The organism is Crenobacter luteus (genome assembly GCF_004345725.1).
Classification (GTDB): domain Bacteria; phylum Pseudomonadota; class Gammaproteobacteria; order Burkholderiales; family Chromobacteriaceae; genus Crenobacter; species Crenobacter luteus.
Map to the genome: position 1 here is coordinate 67,963 of NZ_SLXG01000006.1, position 16,403 is coordinate 84,365.

The 16,403-nt window shown below is 70.1% G+C and carries 16 protein-coding genes and 1 other RNA gene; 3 read left to right on the forward strand and 14 right to left on the reverse strand.

Annotated features, from left to right (window positions below; translation table 11 throughout):
• Positions 1–73: 73 nt before the first annotated feature.
• Positions 74–619: a 1,6-anhydro-N-acetylmuramyl-L-alanine amidase AmpD gene (gene ampD, locus EV683_RS05520; protein WP_131862110.1), complete on the reverse strand. Its 546-nt coding sequence runs from the start codon at positions 617–619 to the stop codon at positions 74–76.
• Positions 616–1,020, reverse strand: a complete 405-nt coding sequence (locus EV683_RS05525) for a group III truncated hemoglobin (RefSeq protein WP_131862111.1) — start codon at positions 1,018–1,020, stop codon at positions 616–618. Before EV683_RS05525 ends, ampD begins: the two co-directional genes overlap by 4 nt.
• 144 nt (positions 1,021–1,164) lie before the next feature.
• Between EV683_RS05525 and EV683_RS05530 the strand changes: the two genes are divergently transcribed.
• Both EV683_RS05530 and EV683_RS05535 read left to right on the forward strand, forming a co-directional pair.
• A complete protein-coding gene (locus EV683_RS05530) occupies positions 1,165–1,686 on the forward strand; it encodes a hemerythrin domain-containing protein (protein WP_131862112.1) in 522 nt (173 codons plus the stop codon).
• Positions 1,687–1,691: 5 nt separating this feature from the next.
• Positions 1,692–2,072 (forward strand): DUF2784 domain-containing protein, encoded by a 381-nt coding sequence (locus EV683_RS05535; protein WP_131862113.1) that lies wholly within the window; start codon positions 1,692–1,694, stop codon positions 2,070–2,072.
• Between the two features lie 31 nt (positions 2,073–2,103).
• Here the strand turns inward: EV683_RS05535 and tal are convergent, their stop codons facing one another.
• The 3 genes from tal to phoB all read right to left on the reverse strand — a co-directional run bounded on the left by tal (position 2,104) and on the right by phoB (position 5,277).
• Positions 2,104–3,165, reverse strand: coding sequence for a transaldolase (gene tal / locus EV683_RS05540; protein ID WP_131862114.1), 1,062 nt, complete (start codon positions 3,163–3,165; stop codon positions 2,104–2,106).
• Between the two features lie 99 nt (positions 3,166–3,264).
• Complete coding sequence (phoR, locus tag EV683_RS05545; RefSeq protein ID WP_131862115.1) at positions 3,265–4,581, reverse strand: phosphate regulon sensor histidine kinase PhoR; 1,317 nt, start codon at positions 4,579–4,581, stop codon at positions 3,265–3,267.
• A 6-nt stretch (positions 4,582–4,587) separates the two neighbouring features.
• Positions 4,588–5,277, reverse strand: a complete 690-nt coding sequence (gene phoB / locus EV683_RS05550) for a phosphate regulon transcriptional regulator PhoB (protein ID WP_066611137.1) — start codon at positions 5,275–5,277, stop codon at positions 4,588–4,590.
• Between the two features lie 410 nt (positions 5,278–5,687).
• Here phoB and EV683_RS05555 point away from each other — a divergent pair, with 410 nt between their 5' ends.
• A complete protein-coding gene (locus EV683_RS05555; RefSeq protein WP_231879838.1) occupies positions 5,688–6,140 on the forward strand; it encodes an Lrp/AsnC family transcriptional regulator in 453 nt (150 codons plus the stop codon).
• Between the two features lies 1 nt (position 6,141).
• On the opposite strand, the gene EV683_RS14695 is transcribed toward EV683_RS05555, so the two are convergent.
• The 9 genes from EV683_RS14695 to rnpB all read right to left on the reverse strand — a co-directional run bounded on the left by EV683_RS14695 (position 6,142) and on the right by rnpB (position 16,391).
• On the reverse strand, positions 6,142–9,471 hold the full coding sequence (locus EV683_RS14695; RefSeq protein ID WP_131862116.1) for a bifunctional diguanylate cyclase/phosphodiesterase: 3,330 nt from the start codon (positions 9,469–9,471) through the stop codon (positions 6,142–6,144).
• A gap of 131 nt (positions 9,472–9,602) precedes the next feature.
• Positions 9,603–10,283: a protein TolQ gene (gene tolQ, locus EV683_RS05565; RefSeq protein WP_207910405.1), complete on the reverse strand. Its 681-nt coding sequence runs from the start codon at positions 10,281–10,283 to the stop codon at positions 9,603–9,605.
• Positions 10,284–10,308: 25 nt separating this feature from the next.
• Positions 10,309–10,875 carry an L-threonylcarbamoyladenylate synthase gene (locus tag EV683_RS05570; RefSeq protein WP_131862117.1) on the reverse strand — a complete coding sequence of 189 codons (567 nt, stop codon included), beginning with the start codon at positions 10,873–10,875 and terminating at the stop codon, positions 10,309–10,311.
• A gap of 161 nt (positions 10,876–11,036) precedes the next feature.
• Positions 11,037–12,311 carry a phosphoribosylamine--glycine ligase gene (gene purD, locus EV683_RS05575; protein WP_066611125.1) on the reverse strand — a complete coding sequence of 425 codons (1,275 nt, stop codon included), beginning with the start codon at positions 12,309–12,311 and terminating at the stop codon, positions 11,037–11,039.
• Positions 12,312–12,332: 21 nt separating this feature from the next.
• Positions 12,333–12,833: a GNAT family N-acetyltransferase gene (locus EV683_RS05580; protein ID WP_131862118.1), complete on the reverse strand. Its 501-nt coding sequence runs from the start codon at positions 12,831–12,833 to the stop codon at positions 12,333–12,335.
• Positions 12,834–12,850: 17 nt separating this feature from the next.
• Entirely contained in the window at positions 12,851–14,428 is a 1,578-nt protein-coding gene (purH, locus tag EV683_RS05585; RefSeq protein ID WP_131862119.1) for a bifunctional phosphoribosylaminoimidazolecarboxamide formyltransferase/IMP cyclohydrolase, read from the reverse strand.
• A gap of 106 nt (positions 14,429–14,534) precedes the next feature.
• Positions 14,535–14,771, reverse strand: coding sequence for a helix-turn-helix domain-containing protein (locus tag EV683_RS05590; protein ID WP_066611120.1), 237 nt, complete (start codon positions 14,769–14,771; stop codon positions 14,535–14,537).
• A 22-nt stretch (positions 14,772–14,793) separates the two neighbouring features.
• Entirely contained in the window at positions 14,794–15,816 is a 1,023-nt protein-coding gene (dusB, locus tag EV683_RS05595) for a tRNA dihydrouridine synthase DusB (RefSeq protein WP_066611264.1), read from the reverse strand.
• A gap of 166 nt (positions 15,817–15,982) precedes the next feature.
• Positions 15,983–16,391: RNase P RNA component class A (rnpB, locus tag EV683_RS05600), an RNA gene on the reverse strand.
• Between the last annotated feature and the right edge of the window lie 12 nt (positions 16,392–16,403).

The window sequence follows — 16,403 nt, forward strand, 5'->3', positions numbered from 1 at the left end:
CGACGCAAAAAAGACCGCCCCCGGGCGGTCTTTTCGTTTGCCGGCTCGGCCAACCGTGCCGGCCCGGGCCGGCCTAGGCCTCGAACAGCGGCCGGATGCGGCGCCAGTCGAAGAAGGGGCCGGGGTCGGTCTTGCGGCCCGGCGCGATGTCTGAATGGCCGGCGACGTCGGTGAGGCCCAGCTCGCGGCGCAAGAGCGCGGCCAGCTCGGCCAAGCGTTCGTACTGCGCGTCGCTGAACGGCTCGAAGTCGGAGCCTTCCAGCTCGACGCCGAGCGAGAAGTCGTTGCAGCGCTCGCGGCCGCCGAAGCTCGACGCGCCGGCGTGCCAGGCGCGCCGCGTGACCGGCACGAACTGCACCAGCTCGCCGTCGCGGCGGATGAAGAAGTGCGCCGACACCCTCAGGTGCGCGATGCCGGCGTAGTACGGGTGCTCGGCCGGGTCGAGCGTGTTGGTGAACAGCTCTTCGACGCCCGGCCCGCCGTACTGGTTCGGCGGCAGGCTGATGTTGTGCACCACCAGCAAGGTCGGCCGAGCCCCGTCCGGGTAGTCGTCGCAGTTCGGGCTGGCGATGTGGCGCGCCGGCTCGACCCAGCCGGCGGCGTTCAGGGTCAGGCTCATGCCCGCCCTCCCGGGGCGCCGCCGTGCGGATTCCCGGCGAAGGCGGCCAGGAACAGCAGCGACTGGCCGATGCGCGCGGCGCGCTCGTACCACGGCGCGGCCAGCTCGTCGGGCAGGTGGTCGGCCAGCGTCGCGGCGAACAGCGCCAGCCAGTCGTCGAGCAGCGCGTCGGTGACGCCGACCTCGACGTGCTTGGGGCCGACGCGGTAGTCGACGTCGAGGTAGCGCTCGCCGCCGAGGCTGGTCCACCAGAAATGCGCGATGTGCGCCTCGTGGCGCGGCCAGTCGGCGACGCGCGCGAACGGGATCGACAGCCGCGGGTGGGCGCGCACGCGCGTGTAGAAGTCGGCGACCACCGCGTCGACGGTGGCGCGGCCGATGTCTTGGGCGATGTCTTTCATGGGAGTCGGGCGGATTGAACGGACAGCCCACAGCGTAACGCAAAAGGGCGCGCGCGGGGCGCCTCGGCCAAGCTTGACGCAAGACGCTGGCGGCGACGCGGCAAAGGCTTACACTGGGCTCATCAACCTTGTAGAGCCGCCGCCATGCCGCTGACCGATGCCCTGCCCCGCCCCGCGCCGTCCTTCGACGCGCCGCTGGAAATGCTCGCCGCCTGCCACGACAAGATCCGCCGTTTCTGCACCATGCTGTCCGCGCTGCCGGCCCACCTGGCCGCGCACGGCGCCGACGCCGAGGCGGCCGACGCGGCGCGCGCCGTGCTGCGCTACTTCGACCAGGCCGGGCCGCAGCACCACCGCGACGAAGAAGACGAGCTGTTCCCGCTGATCGCCGCGCGCGCGCCGGAGGCGGCCGGGGCGCTCGCGCGGCTGCGGGACGAACACGCGCGCTTCGTCGCGCAATGGCAGGTTCTGCGCGTCGCGCTCGAACGCGTCGCCGCCGGCGAAGCGGTGGCGCTGCCGGTCGGGCTGGTCGAGGCTTACGTCGACGGCTACCGCGCGCACGCCGCGTTCGAGGAGGCGTGGCTGTTCCCGCTGGCCGCGCGCCACTTGTCCGAAGACGAGATGGCCGCCGCCGGCCGGCGGATGGCGGCGCGCCGCCAGGGCTGAACGCGATGGGCTGGCGGCTCGCCGCCGACGCGGTGCTCGTCGTCCACCTCGCCTTCATCGTCTTCGTGCTGCTCGGGGGGCTGGCGGTGCGACGTTGGCCGAGGCTAGCCTGGCTGCACCTGCCGGCCGTCGCCTGGGGGGTGACGGTCGAGCTGACGCAGGGCGTCTGCCCGCTGACGCCGCTGGAGAACGCGCTGCGCCGCGCCGCCGGCGACGCGGGCTACGCCGGCGGCTTCGTCGAACACTACCTGGTCGCGCTGATCTACCCGGACGGCCTCGCCGCCGGCCACCAGCTCGCGCTCGGCATCGCCGTGCTCGCCGTCAACGCGCTCGTCTACCTGCCGTGGCTGCGGTCGCGCCGCCGCAAACACGAAGGGGACGGCTAGCCGTCCCCTTGTCACCTCAGGGCGCGCAGCCCTAGGCGGTCAGCTTCAGCAGCGCCTGGTAGGACTCGACGAACAGCGCGAGGCCGTTGCGCTGCAGCCGCGCGCCGAGCTCCTCCCAGTCGACGCCGGCGGCGGCGATGTCGGCCAGCGTCTGGCGCTCGGCGGCGAAGTCGGCGCCCGACAGCGCGTCGGCCGCCACGCCGTGGTCGCGGAAGGCGGCCAGCGTCGCGTCCGGCACGGTGTTGACCGTCTCCGGGCCGATCAGCTCTTCAACGTACAAGGTATCGCGGTAGGCCGGGTTCTTGGTGCCGGTGCTCGCCCACAGCAGGATCTGCGGATGGCCGCCGGCGGCACGGAGCGCGGCGAACTCGGCGCCGTCAAAGCGCTCGCGGTAGCGCGCGTACGCGGTCCTCGCCAGCGCGATCGCGCCACGGCCCTGCAAGGCGGCCGGCAAGGACGCGTCGATCGCGCTGTCGATGCGCGACAGGAAGAAGCTGGCGACCGCGCGCACATGCGCGATCGGCGCGCCGTCGTCGTGGCGCGCCGACAGGCCGGCGATGTAGGCGCTCCACACCGCCTCGACCTGCGCGAGGCTGAACAGCAGCGTGACGTTGACGTTGACGCCCTCGCGGATCAGGTGCGACAGCGCGACGACGCCGGCCGGGGTGGCCGGGATCTTGATCATCAGATTCGGACGGGCGACGGCGGCCCACAGCCGGCGCGCGGCCTGGAGCGTGCCGGCCGCGTCGTCGGCCAACAGCGGCGACACCTCGAGGCTGACGTAGCCGTCGGCGCCGTCGGTCGCGCGGTACTGCTCGGCCAACAGGTCGCAGGCGGCCTGCACGTCGGGCACCACCAGCGCCTCGTAGGCCTGCTCGGCCGACAGCGCGCGCACCTTCAGCGCGACGAGCTCGTCCTGGTAGCGCGCGTCGCCGCTGATCGCCTTGTGGAAAATGGTCGGATTCGAGGTGACGCCGGCGATGCCGTCCTCGGCGACGAGGCGGGCGAGCTCGCCCGAGGCGATCAGTTCGCGCGACAGGTTGTCCAGCCAGATGCGCTGGCCGAACGGGCGGATGGCTTGCAAACGGTTCATGGCGATATCCCGGTGGCGGTCGTTATTGTCCTGTCATCGTAACGCGGGCGGCGCGGCCGGCCAAGCCGGAGCCCCCTCGGCTTCGACAGGCGTTTGCCGTCAAGGTTGGCCGAGCCTCTCGGCCTCGGCCAACCTTTCGGCGCCGAACACCGCGCTGAAGGTGCTGCCCTTGTCCGGCTCGCTGGCGATCTCGAGCTTGGCGTGGTGACGCGCCAGCACATGCTTGACGATGGCCAGCCCCAGCCCGGTGCCGCCGTTGCCGCGCGAGCGGCCGCGGTCGACGCGGTAGAAGCGCTCGGTCAGCCGCGGGATGTGCTCGCGCGGGATGCCGATGCCGGTGTCGGACACCGAGAACACCGCCTTCTGGCCGCAGTCGCGCCACGCCAGCGTCACCGTGCCACCCTCGGGCGTGTAGCGGATCGCGTTCGACACCAGGTTGCCGAATGCCGAGTGCAGTTCGTTCTCGCTGCCCCACAGCCAGCGGCGCGAACGTTGCTCGCACACGATCCTGTGCCGGCCCTGCGACAGACCCTCGGCCTCGGTGCGCAAGGTCGCCAAGAGCTCGTCCATGTTGACCTTCTCGTTCGGCACCGCCTTCGGGCTGTTCTCGAGCCGCGACAGCGTCAGCAGGTCCTCGACCAGGCTCTGCATGCGCCGCGTCTGCTCGAGCATCATCGGCATGAACTGCTTGAGCATCGCCGGGTCCGGCTCGTCCATGTCGGCGAAGGTCTCGAGGAAGCCGCCGATCACCGTCAGCGGCGTCCGCAGTTCGTGCGAGACGTTGGCGACGAAGTCGCGGTGCACCGTCTGCACGCGCTCCAGCTGCGTGATGTCGCGCGACAACAAGAGCTTGCGCGTCGAGTCGAACGGCACCAGCTGGATCGCCAGCACGCGCTCGGACGGCTGCACAAAACGCAGGATCAACGGTTGCGAGAAGTTGTCGGCCGCCATGTAGGCGTGGAAGTTCGGCTGGCGCACCAGGTTGAGGATCTGGTTGCCGACGTCCTCCTTGCGGTTCAGGCCCAGATGCTCGACCGCCGACGGGTTCAGCCACTCGATGCGGTCGTGCTCGTCGAGCACCACCACGCCGTCGGGCATCGCCTCGCCGGCGCTGATGAAACGCTCGAGCACGTTGGTCAGCTTCTTCTTGTTCTGGCTCTGCGCGCGCGCCTGGCGGTAGAGCGTCATGAACACCATATGCCAGGAACCGAAGCCGTCCGGCACGCGCTCCGAGCCCGGGTGCCGGAGCCAGCGCAGCAAGAGCGCGATGTGGTAGAGGTGGAAGGCCAGCCACAGCAGGACGCAGAAGAGCGCCAGCGACAAGGCCTCGACCGCGCCGAGCGCGCCCCACACCAGGAGCGACAGGAAGGCGACGACGAGGGCGCCGATCAGGGTGCGCTGCAGGAATTCACGCAAGATGGTTCACGCCTGGGTCGAGAAGCGGTAGCCCGTGCCGCGCACGGTCTGGATCAGACTCGCGTGGCCGGTCGGCTCGAGCGCGCTCCTGAGGCGGCGGATGTGCACGTCGACGGTGCGCTCCTCGACGAACACATGGTCGCCCCACACCTGGTCCAGCAGTTGCGAACGCGAATGCACGCGCTCCGGGTGGGTCATGAAGAAGTGCAGCAGGCGGAACTCGGTCGGGCCAAGGTCGATGGTGTTCTCGTGACCGGACACGCGGTGCGTGACCGGATCCAGCCGCAGGCCCTTGACCTCGACCGCGTCGTCGGTCATCTGCGGCGCGCGGCGGCGCAGCACCGCCTTGATGCGCGCCAGCAATTCGCGCGGCGAGAACGGCTTGGTGATGTAGTCGTCGGCGCCGCTCTCGAGCCCGGCGATCTTGTCCTGCTCGTCCGAGCGCGCGGTCAGCATGATGATCGGCACGTGGCGGGTACGCTCGTCGGCCCTCAGCTTCTTGGCGATGTCGACGCCCGAGGCGCCCGGCAGCATCCAGTCGAGCAGCACCAGGTCGGGCAAGGCGTTCTTGACCAGCGTCAGCGCGGCCTCGGCGGTGCTGGCGCGCAGCACGTGGTGGCCGGCCTGGGTGAGGTTGAAGGCGATCAATTCCTGGATCGCAGGCTCGTCTTCGACCAGCAGAATGTTGGCAGGCATGGTGTGACCCCGTTTAGAAACTGTGGCAAGGATAAAAACGGGCGGTTACAGAAATATGACATGTTTTGCACCGCGACAGCCAGCGCGCGCGAGGCGCGCCGCGAACGGCGCGAGAGCGCAAAAAAAACGGGCCCGCTCGGCAGAGCGGACCCGGAAGGTCGTTTGGTCAAACCTGACTAAAGACCAGGGACAAAGAGATCGCCAGAACCATTGCACCGGTAGGCAGAACGCGCAGCCAGAGACAACAGCCCCAATCGAGGCCGCCGGGAAACAAGAGGCAACAAGCTCCGGACAGGCTTCGAGATGGCGTGTATTGTATACAATCGACCACGAGCCCATAATAATGATCGATTGGTTTGATCGCCATTTTGTCTTATTTTCCAAGGGATTGGACCCCGGGCACTTTCGAAATGCAACTGGACAAATACGACCGCAAGATCCTGGCCGCGCTGTCGGAAAACGCGCGCATCCGTTTCGCCGAACTGGCACGCCGGGTGAACCTGTCGGCGCCGGCGGTGGCCGACCGCGTCGAGAAGCTCGAGCGCGCCGGCGTGATCACCGGCTACCACGTCGCGATCGACCCGGCGCGGATCGGCATGCCCATCCAGTGCATGATCGAGCTGACGGTCAAGCACCGCGAGTACGGCACCGTGCTCGACCGGGTGCGCGGCATGCCCGAGGTGGTCGAATGCGTGGCCATCACCGGCACCAGCGCGCTGCTGATCCGCGCCGCGCTGCCGGCGATGCCGGCCTTGCAGGACCTGATCGGCAAGCTGATGCAGTACGGCGACACCAAGACCTCGATCGTCGTCGACACCCCGGTCCCGCCGCGGCTGCCGCCGCTGGGGCCGGACGAGGCCTGAGTCAGGCCGCGACGACGGTAGCCAGCGCCTCCGCCGGCACCGGGCGCGCGAAGCCGTAGCCCTGGCCGAGGTCGCAGCCGGCGTCGACCAGCCAGCGGCGCGTTTCCTCGTTCTCGACCCCCTCGGCCAGGGTGGTCATCTGCAGCGCGTCGGCCAGCTGGATGATGGCGCGCACGATCGCCTGGTTCTCGCGGCTGACCGGCAGGTCGCGCACGAAGGACTGGTCGATCTTCAGCGTGTCGATCGGCAGCCGCTTCAGGTAGGCCATATTCGAGTAGCCGGTGCCGAAGTCGTCGATCGCCACCGTCACGCCGTCTTCGCGCAGCGCCGACAACAGCGTCATCACCGCCTCCGGCTCGTCGATCAGCATCGACTCGGTCACCTCCAGCTCCAGATACCTGCCCTCGACGCCGTGGCGCGCCAGCGCGCCGCGCACGCGCGGCAGGAAGTCGGCGCGCCGCAGCTGCGCGGCGCAGATATTGACCGCCACCGGCACCAGCGGCCGGCCCTCGGCCCGCCACGCCGCCTGCTGCGCGAGCACCGCATCGATCACCCAGAAACCCAGCTCGACGATCAGGCCGGTCTCCTCGGCCAGCGGGATGAAGGCGGCCGGCATCAAGAAGCCGTCGTCCGGATGCTGCCAGCGCACCAGCGCCTCGTAGCCGGTCAGCGCGCCGTCGGCGAGCCGGTGCTGCGTCTGGTAGTGGACGCGCAGCTCGCCGTTCGGGATCGCGCGGCGCAGGCGCGTCTCGAGCAGGATGTTGGACAGCGTGTCCTCGCTCATCGCCGACTCGAAGAAACGGCAGGTGTTGCGGCCGTCGGCCTTGGCGCGGTACATCGCCGCGTCGGCGTGGCGCACCAGGTCGGCGACGCTGTCGGCGTCGTCCGGGTAGAGCGCGATGCCGATCGACGGCGAGGTGTGCACCGCGTGGCCCTGCACCGTCACCGGGTCGGCCAGCGCCGCGATGCAGGCCTCGGCCAAGGCGCGCGCCGCCTCGCGGCCCTCGAGCTCGCCGGCGATGATGATGAACTCGTCGCCACCGAGGCGTGCGACGGTGTCGGTGTCGCCGACGACGCGCTTGAGCCGGCGCGCGACCTCGAGCAGCAGGCAGTCGCCGGCGCTGTGGCCGAGCGAGTCGTTGACCGCCTTGAAGCGGTCCAGGTCGATGAACAGCACCGCCAGGTGGTGGCCGCGGTGCTGCGCCAGCAGCAGCGCCTGCGCGGCGCGCTCCTCGAGCAGCGCGCGGTTCGGCAGCTCGGTCAGCGGGTCGTAGTGGGCGAGGAAGCGGATGCGCGCCTCGTCGGCCTTGAGCCGGCTGATGTCGGTGAACACCGCGACGTAGTGGGCGATCTCGCCCTCGTCGTCGCGTACCGCCGACAGCGACAGCCACTGCGGGAAAGCCTCGCCGCTCTTGCGCGCGTTCCACACCTCGCCCTGCCAGCCGTCTTCGCGCGCCAGCATTTCGCCGATCAGGCCGACGAAGGCCGGCGGGTGGCGGCCGGTCGCCAGCAGCGCCGGCAGGCCCGACGGCAGCTCGTCGGCGCGGTAGCCGGTGATGCGGGTGAAGGCGGGGTTGGCCGAGACGATGCGCCAGTCGGCGTCGGCGATCACGATCGCCTCGGAACTGGCGTCGAACACCTGCGCCGACAGCCTGAGCGAGCGCTCGGCCAACCTTTTCTCGGTCACGTCGTGCCCGACGCCGACGTAGCCGAGGCATTCGCCGCCGTCGTCGGCGATCGCGGTCACGCGCATGCTGTAAGTCAGCACGCGACCGTCGGGGCGGCGGTAGCGCCAGTCGCGCGCCCCCGTCTCGCGCGCGTGCGCGTCCAGCAAGGCGACCGGCGTCGGGTCGGCACGGCCGCAGTAGGCGGCCAGCTCGCCGCGGCCGAGGAAGGCCAGCGGCGTCAGCCGGCCGACCGCGTCGGCGGCGGCGACGCCGAACAGCGCCTCGGCCGCCGGGTTGAAGGTGCGGATCACGCCGGTCTCGTCGGTGGCGACCACGGCGTAGGCGACGCCGTCCAAGAGCGCGCGCCGCTCCTGCGCCTCGCGCTGCACCTCGCTCAGGTCGGTGAAGGTCGTCAGCACCGCGCGCCGGCCGTCGAGCCGCAGCGGCACGCTGTTGACCGCCAGCCAGCGCAGCGGCGCGTCCGGCCGGGTCCGCAGGCCGAGCACGCGGCCGTAGACGGCGCGCCCCTCGGCCAGGGTCACCGCCGCCGGCCAGGCCGCGCGCAGCAGCGTGCGCCGCTCCTCGTCGACCGCCTCCCAGTCGATCGAGTCGAGCGCCAGGCTGAGCAGCTCGTCTTCGTCCAGGCCGAGGATGCGCGACGCGGCCGGGTTGCACGAGACGACCGCGCCGGCGTCGTCGAGGATGACCACCCCCTCGCTCATCGCCTCGATCACCGCGCGGTAGCGGGTCTCGCTGTCGGACAGGCGCCGTTCGGCGCGCTCGCGCTCGGCCGCCTCGGCGGCCAGGCGCTGCCGCCCCTGGCGCAGGCGCAGCACCGCGGCGCCGACCAGCCCGCACAACAGGCCGAAGGCCGCCGCCAGGCCGACGTGGCGCGGCGCCGGCGCGAAGCCGGTCGCGACCCAGCCGCCGGCCGGCACCGCGGCCAGCTCCCACTCCTCGGCGCCGAAGCGCAGCCGCCGCGTCAGCGGCTCGGCGCGCCACACCGCCGCGTCGCCGGCTAACAACCCGACGGCGAAGCGGCTTTGGCGCGTCGCCAGCGCGATGCGCGTCGCGTCGCGCGCGTGGCCGACGATGCGCTCGAGCCGCGCCGTATCGACCAAGGTCGAGATCTGCCCCCAGTAGCGACCGGCGCGGTAGACCGGCGTGCGCAGGATCATCGCGCTGCCGCCCTCGATCAGCGCGACCGGGCCGTCGAGCACCGGCGCGCGGGTATGCATCGCCTCGCGCACCGCGGCGCCCTGCGCCGGGTGGCGCGCGAGGTCGACGCCGAGCGCGCGGCGGTTGTCGCGGTACGGCCAGGCGTGGCTGAGCACGTTGTCGCGCAGCAGGAACACGCTGCGAAAATCGTCCTGACCGCGCGCGGCCTCGGCGATATAACGCTCGAAGCCGGCCTGGTCGAGCGCCGGCTCGGCCACGACGTGGGCCGCGAGGCCGTTCGACAGCACCGCCGCCATCTTCAGCAGCGACTCGAGCCGCTCGGCGGTCACCGCCAGCTGGCTGCGCGTCAGGTGCCGCTGGCGCTCGAGCGCCTCGCGCTGTTGCAGATGCGCCTGCCCGGTCAGCAAGGCGAGGCAGGCGACGGCGGCGATGGCGGCGGTCGCGGCGCCGACCAGCAGCGGGCGCAGGGGGGAGGAAGGAGTCACGAAGCGGGCACCCGTTCCCGCCGCCGGCCTGGGCCGGCGACGGACGACATTGCGGAAAAGGGGGCAGTGTGCCGCCGAGCGGCGGCAATGGCAATGACATGGCCGCCGCCCGCGCGGACGACGGCCGGCGCTCAGGCGCCCGGGCGGGTCGCCAGACGCTGCAGGATGTTGGAGAACTCCTCCATGAAGGTGTCGAAGCGCGTCGCCAGCCGGTCGACGTCGTAGGAGAAACGGTTGTAGCCGACTACCGCCGGGATCGCGGCGAACAGGCCGATCGCGGTCGCGATCAGCGCCTCGGCGATGCCGGGCGCGACGGTGGCGAGCGTCGCCTGGCCGGCGTTACCGAGGCCGATGAAGGCGTGCATGATGCCCCACACGGTGCCGAACAGGCCGATGTAGGGGCTGACCGAGCCGACGGTGGCGAGGAAGGAGGTGTGCGCGTCCAGCTCGTCGAGCTCGCGCTGCGCGGCGGCGCGCATCGCGCGGCGCGTGCCGTCCATCACGTCGGACAACGCGCTGGCACCCTGGCGGCGCAGCTTGAGGAATTCGCCGAAGCCGGCGGTGAAGATCTTCTCGAGGCCGGGCGCGCCGTCGCGGCGGCCGGCGTCCTCGTACAAGCGGTTGAGGTCGGCGCCGCTCCAGAAGTTGCGCTCGAAGGCCTCGGCCTCGCGGCGTGCGCGGCGCAGCAGCGCCATCTTCTGCAGGATCAACCCCCAGGACAGCACGGACAGCAGCATCAGCCCGGCCATCACCAGCTTCACCATCAGGCTGGCGTCGAGGATGAGCTGCACGATAGACAACGGTTCTTGCACGGTGGTCCCCTTTACAGGCCGGCGGTCAGCGCAGCACGCGGCCGCTGGCGAAATCGATGATGGTGGACGGCGAGCGCCGGCCGCCGACGCGGCCCGGCAACGTCAGCAGCCGCTCGCCGAAGGTGGCGCGGCAGGCGCGCGCGCTCTTGAGCGACACCTGGCCGGCCGGGTTGGCCGAGGTCGACACCAAGGGCCCGAGCGCGGCGGCGAGGTGGCGCGCGCCGTCGTGGTCGGGGATGCGCACCGCCAGCGTCTTGTGCCGGCCGCGCAGCAGCGGCAGCACGCGGCGCGACGCCGGCAACAGGAAGGTGACCGGCCCGGGCCAGCGCGCCATCAGCCGCGCCTCGTCGTCGGCCGACAAGGGCGCGACGAGCGGGCGCAACTGCTCGAGGCTGGCCGCGATCACGATCAGGCCCTTGTGGTTGGGTCGGCCCTTCAGCGCGATCACGCGGCGCAAGGCGCGCGCGTCGAGCGGGTTGCAGCCGAGGCCGTAGCAGGACTCGGTCGGATAGGCGATCACGCCGCCGGCCTTGAGGCGGGCGCGGGCGCGGCGCAGCAGCGCGGCGCGGGGTAACTGTCTGAGAAAACGCATGGGACGGGATTATCGCACCGCACGGCGCGCCGGTCAGCCCAAAATGGCTCAGAACACGCCGACGCGGCGCAGGTTCCCCGTTGGGCGCGTCGCGGCAAAAAACTTGGCCGAGCCCGGTGACGGGCTCGGCCAGGTTGGCGGACAGCGCGACAGGCGCCCGCTTACTTCTTCGCCAGCGCCTTGTTGCCGATGTCGCGGCGCAGCTGCTTGCCGGGGAACTGGATCAGGTCGGCGAGGCGGTAGGCGACCAGGCGCGCCTGCTTGACGCTCTCGCCGAGGCCGACGGTGCACAGCACGCGGCCGCCGCTGGTGACGAGCTGACCCTTGTCGTTGAACGCGGTACCGGCGTGGAACACCAGCATGTCGTCGGTGTTGTCCGGCACGTTGTCGATCACGTCGCCCTTCTTCGGGTTTTCCGGGTAGCCCTCGGCGGCGAGCACGACGCCGACCGCGACGCGGCGGTCCCATTCGGCCTCGACCTTGTCGAGCGTGCCGGCGATGCCGTGCTCGACCAGCACCGACAGGTCCGACTTCAGGCGCGCCATGATCGGCTGGGTTTCCGGGTCGCCCATGCGGCAGTTGAATTCCAGCGTCTTGACCGTGCCGTCCGGGCTGATCATCAGGCCGGCGTACAGGAAGCCGGTGTACGGCAGGCCGTCGGCCTTCATGCCCTCGACGGTCGGCAGGATCACCTCGCGCATCGCGCGCGCGTGCACCTCGGGCGTCACCACCGGCGCCGGGCTGTAGGCGCCCATGCCGCCGGTGTTCGGGCCTTCGTCGTTGTCCTTCAGGCGCTTGTGGTCCTGGCTGGTGGCCAGCGCCAGGACGTTGTCGCCGTCGACCATCACGATGAAGCTGGCTTCCTCGCCGGTGAGGAATTCCTCGATCACCACGCGGCTGCCGGCGTCGCCGAGCTTGTTGCCGGACAGCATGTCGTCGACCGCGGCGTGCGCTTCTTCCAGCGTCATCGCGACGACCACGCCCTTGCCGGCCGCCAGGCCGTCGGCCTTGATCACGATCGGCGCGCCCTTGCTGTCGATGTAGGCGTGCGCGGCCGCGACGTCGGAGAAGGTCTCGTAGTCGGCGGTCGGGATGCCGTGGCGCTTCATGAACGCCTTGGCGAAATCCTTCGACGCTTCCAGCTGCGCGGCTTCGCGCGTCGGGCCGAAGATCTTCAGGCCCTCGGCGCGGAAGGCGTCGACCACGCCGGCGGCCAAGGGCGCCTCGGGGCCGACCACGGTCAGCGCGACGCCTTCGGCCTTGGCGAACGCCAGCCATTCTTCGACCGAGTTGGCCGGTACGTTGGTCAGATGCTTGTCGAGCGCCGTGCCGGCGTTGCCCGGCGCGACGAACACTTTGGAGACGCGCGGCGACTGCGCCAGACGCCAGGCGATGGCGTGCTCGCGGCCGCCGCCGCCGATAACGAGAACTTTCATGCGGTGAGAACTCCTGTCAGCTCACTTGCAGCGGTCAAAAACGGGATGGTACGCCACCTCGCCGACCGGCTGCGAATCTTCGAAGGCCAGCGCGAGGAAAAACGCCGGCGGCACCCCCGGCAGCGTCAGCCCGACGCGGCGCGCGAAGCCGAAACGGCCGTAGTACCCGGGCTCGCCCAGCAGCACGCAGCCGGCGGCGCCCGCTTCGCGCAAGGCGGCGAGGCCGGCCTTGACGAGGCTTCGGCCAACGTCGCGGCGCTGCCGGTCGGGCCGCACCGCCAAGGGCGCGAGCCCGTACCAGCCGCAGGCTACGCCGGCGACGGTGACCGGGCTGAACGCGACGTAGCCGATCACCTCGCCGCCCTCCTCGGCGACCAGGCCGAGCGAGAGCGCGCCGGCCGCGCGCAGCGCGTCGACCAGCAGGTGCTCGTCGTGGCGGCTCCTCGGCTGCTCGGCGAACGCGGCGCACAGCACGGCGCGGATTGCCGCGCCGTCCTCGGGCCGTTCGGGCCGGATCTTCATCGCTTCCCCAACCGGTCTCAGTGGCGGAAGTGGCGGGTGCCGGTCAGCACCATCGCGATGCCGTGCTCGTCGGCGGCGGCGAACACTTCTTCGTCGCGCATCGAACCGCCCGGGTGGATGATCGCCTTGATGCCCTGCTCGGCGATCACGTCGATGCCGTCGCGGAACGGGAAGAACGCGTCCGACGCGGCGACCGCGCCGGCGAGGCTCAGACCGGCGTCCTGCGCCTTGCGGGCGGCGATGCGGGTCGAATCGACGCGGCTCATCTGGCCGGCGCCGATGCCGGCGGTCTGGCCGTTCTTGCAGAACACGATCGCGTTCGACTTCACGTACTTGGCGACGCGCCACGCGAACATCAGGTCGGCCATTTCCTGCTCGGTCGGGGCTCGCTTGGACACCACGCGCAGCTCGCCCGCGCCGACGTTCTTCAGGTCGGGCGTCTGCACCAAGAGGCCGCCGCCGACGCGCTTCATGTCGAAGCGGTTGGCGCCGGCGACCAGCGGCACTTCCAGCACGCGCACGTTCTTCTTGGCGGCGATGAGGGCCTTGGCCTCGTCGGTGAAGGCCGGGGCGATCAGCACCTCGAGGAACTGGCCGGTGACGGCTTCGACCGCCTCGGCGTCGACTTCGCGGTTGAAGGCGATGATGCCGCCGAAGGCCGACGTGGTGTCGGTGGCGAACGCCAGACGGTAGGCGGTCAGCGGGTCGGCCGCGACGGCGACGCCGCACGGGTTGGCGTGCTTGACGATCACGCAGGCCGGCGCGTCGAAGGTCTTGACCGCTTCCCACGCCGCGTCGGCGTCGGCGATGTTGTTGTACGACAGTTCCTTGCCCTGCAGCTGCTTGTAGTGGGCGATGCTGCCCGGCGCCGGGTCGAGGTCGCGGTAGAAGGCGGCGGCCTGGTGCGGGTTCTCGCCGTAGCGCATGTCCTGCACCTTGACGAACTGCGCGTTCAGGCGGTTCGGGAAGGCGAACTGCTCGGGCACGCCCTCGATCGAGTCCTCGGTCAGGCTGGTCAGGTAGTTCGAGATCGCGCCGTCGTAGGCGGCGGTGTGGGTGAACGCCTTCTTGGCCAGCTTGAAGCGGGTCGCCTTCGCCAGCGCGCCGCCGTTGGCCGCCATCTCGGCGATCAGCGCCTCGTAGTCGGCCGCGTCGGTGACGATGGCGACGTGGGCCCAGTTCTTGGCGGCGGAGCGCACCATGGTCGGGCCGCCGATGTCGATGTTCTCGATCGCGTCTTCCAGCGTGCAGTCGGCCTTGGCGATGGTCGCCTCGAACGGGTAGAGGTTGACGCAGACGAGGTCGATGTTGCCGATGCCGTGCTCGGCCATCTTGGCGACATGCTCGGGCAGGTCGCGGCGGCCGAGGATGCCGCCGTGCACCTTCGGGTGCAGCGTCTTGACGCGGCCGTCGAGCATTTCCGGGAAGCCGGTGTAGTCGGACACCTCGGTCACGGCGATGCCGGCGTCGGCCAACAGCTTGGCGGTGCCGCCGGTCGACAGCAGCTCGACGCCCTGCGCGGCGAGGCCGCGCGCGAATTCGACGACGCCGGTCTTGTCCGACACGCTGAGGAGGGCACGTTGGATCTTGCTCATGATTCTGCGTTCCAGTCTGGTTGATTTAAAACTTCAATATCGAAAAACTTTGCGTGAAGCGACACCCGAAAAAGCCAAAGGCCGCCTCGCGGCGGCCCTTTCGGCGTCAGATCAGGTCGTAATTCTTCATCTTCTTGCGCAGCGTGTTGCGGTTCAGCCCCAGCAACTCGGCCGCCCGCGTCTGGTTGCCCTGCGTCTGCGTCAGCACCACCTCGATCAACGGTTTTTCCACGCAGGCGAGCACCATGTCGTAGATGGCCGACGGCGTTTCGCCGTCCAGGTCGCGAAAGTACTGTTCCATCGCGAGCCGGATGGTCTGGGCGATATGGTCGTTGCTTTGCATGGTTGTTGTTGGTGTCAGCGTTTTAGTTGTCCACATCCCCGGCCGCCCCCTCGTCAAGGTAGCTGAGGCGTTCTCCGCTCTCGGCGAGGCGGTCGAAATAGGCCGCGACCGCCGCCCTTTGCGTCTCGGTGCTCTCGAGCTGGTACATCGCCTGCCGGAACGCGTTCGCACCGGCCAGCCCGCGGGTGTACCAGGCGATATGCTTGCGCGCGACCCGGCAGCCCGAGTATTCGCCGTAAAAGCGGTATAGCTCGTCCAGATGCTCCAGCAGCACGTCGCGGATCTCGTCGACGCGCGGCGGCGGCAGCAACTGGCCGGTATTCAGATAGTGGTCGATCTCGCGGAAGATCCACGGCCGGCCCTGCGCGGCGCGGCCGATCATGATCGCGTCGGCGCCGGTCTTTTCAAGCACGAAGCGTGCCTTCTGCGGGCTGTCGATGTCGCCGTTGGCCACCAGCGGGATCGCGATCGCACGCTTGACCGCGGCGATGGTGTCGTACTCGGCCTCGCCCTTGTACATGTCCTCGCGCGTACGCCCGTGCAGCGCCAGCGCGGCGATGCCGGCATCCTCGGCCAACCTCGCGATCTTCATCACGTTCTTGTTGGCGCGACTCCAACCGGTGCGGGTCTTGAGCGTCACCGGCACATCGACCGCCCTGACCACCGCGTCGAGGATGCGCGCGACCAGGTCCTCGTGCTGCATCAGCGCCGAACCGGCGGCGACGTTGCACACCTTCTTGGCCGGGCAGCCCATGTTGATGTCGATGATCTGCGCGCCGTGCGCGACGTTCAGGCGTGCCGCCTCGGCCATCTGCGCCGGGTCGGCGCCGGCGATCTGCACCACGACCGGCTCGACCTCGCCGTCGTGGTTGGCGCGCCGCAGCGTCTTGGGCGTGGTCCACAGCGCCTTGTTCGAGGTGATCATCTCCGACACCGCCATGCCGGCGCCCAGCCGCTTGCACAGCATGCGGAACGGGCGGTCGGTGACGCCGGCCATCGGCGCGACGATCAACCGGTTCTTCAGCGTGTAAGGCCCGATGCGCATGGGTCTGGAGATGGCTTTGCGGTCGAAAAGGGCCGCCATTGTATAGCTTTTCGCGCGGCCGGTAAAAACCTTTTTGATTATTTTTTAGGCAGGGCCGATAGCCGGAAATAATCGCCCTGAACGTGAAAACGGCGGGCGCCCGCGTGGGGCGTCCGCCGTCGTGTGAGGGGGAAGTCAACCGGTAAGCCGGGTTCTGTCGTGGACAGTCATTCCTCTAGACCTGCCGTTGCCGACAGGCTCAAGCAACCTACCCGGGTGCAGCGCGGGCCACGCCATCGCACCCCTATTTGGTCTTGCTCCGGATGGGGTTTAGCCTGCCGTCCGTGTTGCCACGTCCGCGGTGCGCTCTTACCGGGCCGGGTTTCCCCGGCCGCCCCCGAAAGGGTCCACCTTTTCACCCTTGCCTGTGCCTTGTTCCCGCTCCGCTCGCGCGTTCGGGGGCCATCGGCGGTTCCGCTCTCTGTTCCACTTTCCATCGCCTCGCGGCGTCCGGCCGTTAGCCGGCATCCCGCCCTGTGGAGCCCGGACTTTCCTCCCCATCCACCAAAGGATGCGGCGACTGTCTGGTTGGCTTCCGGCCGCCATTG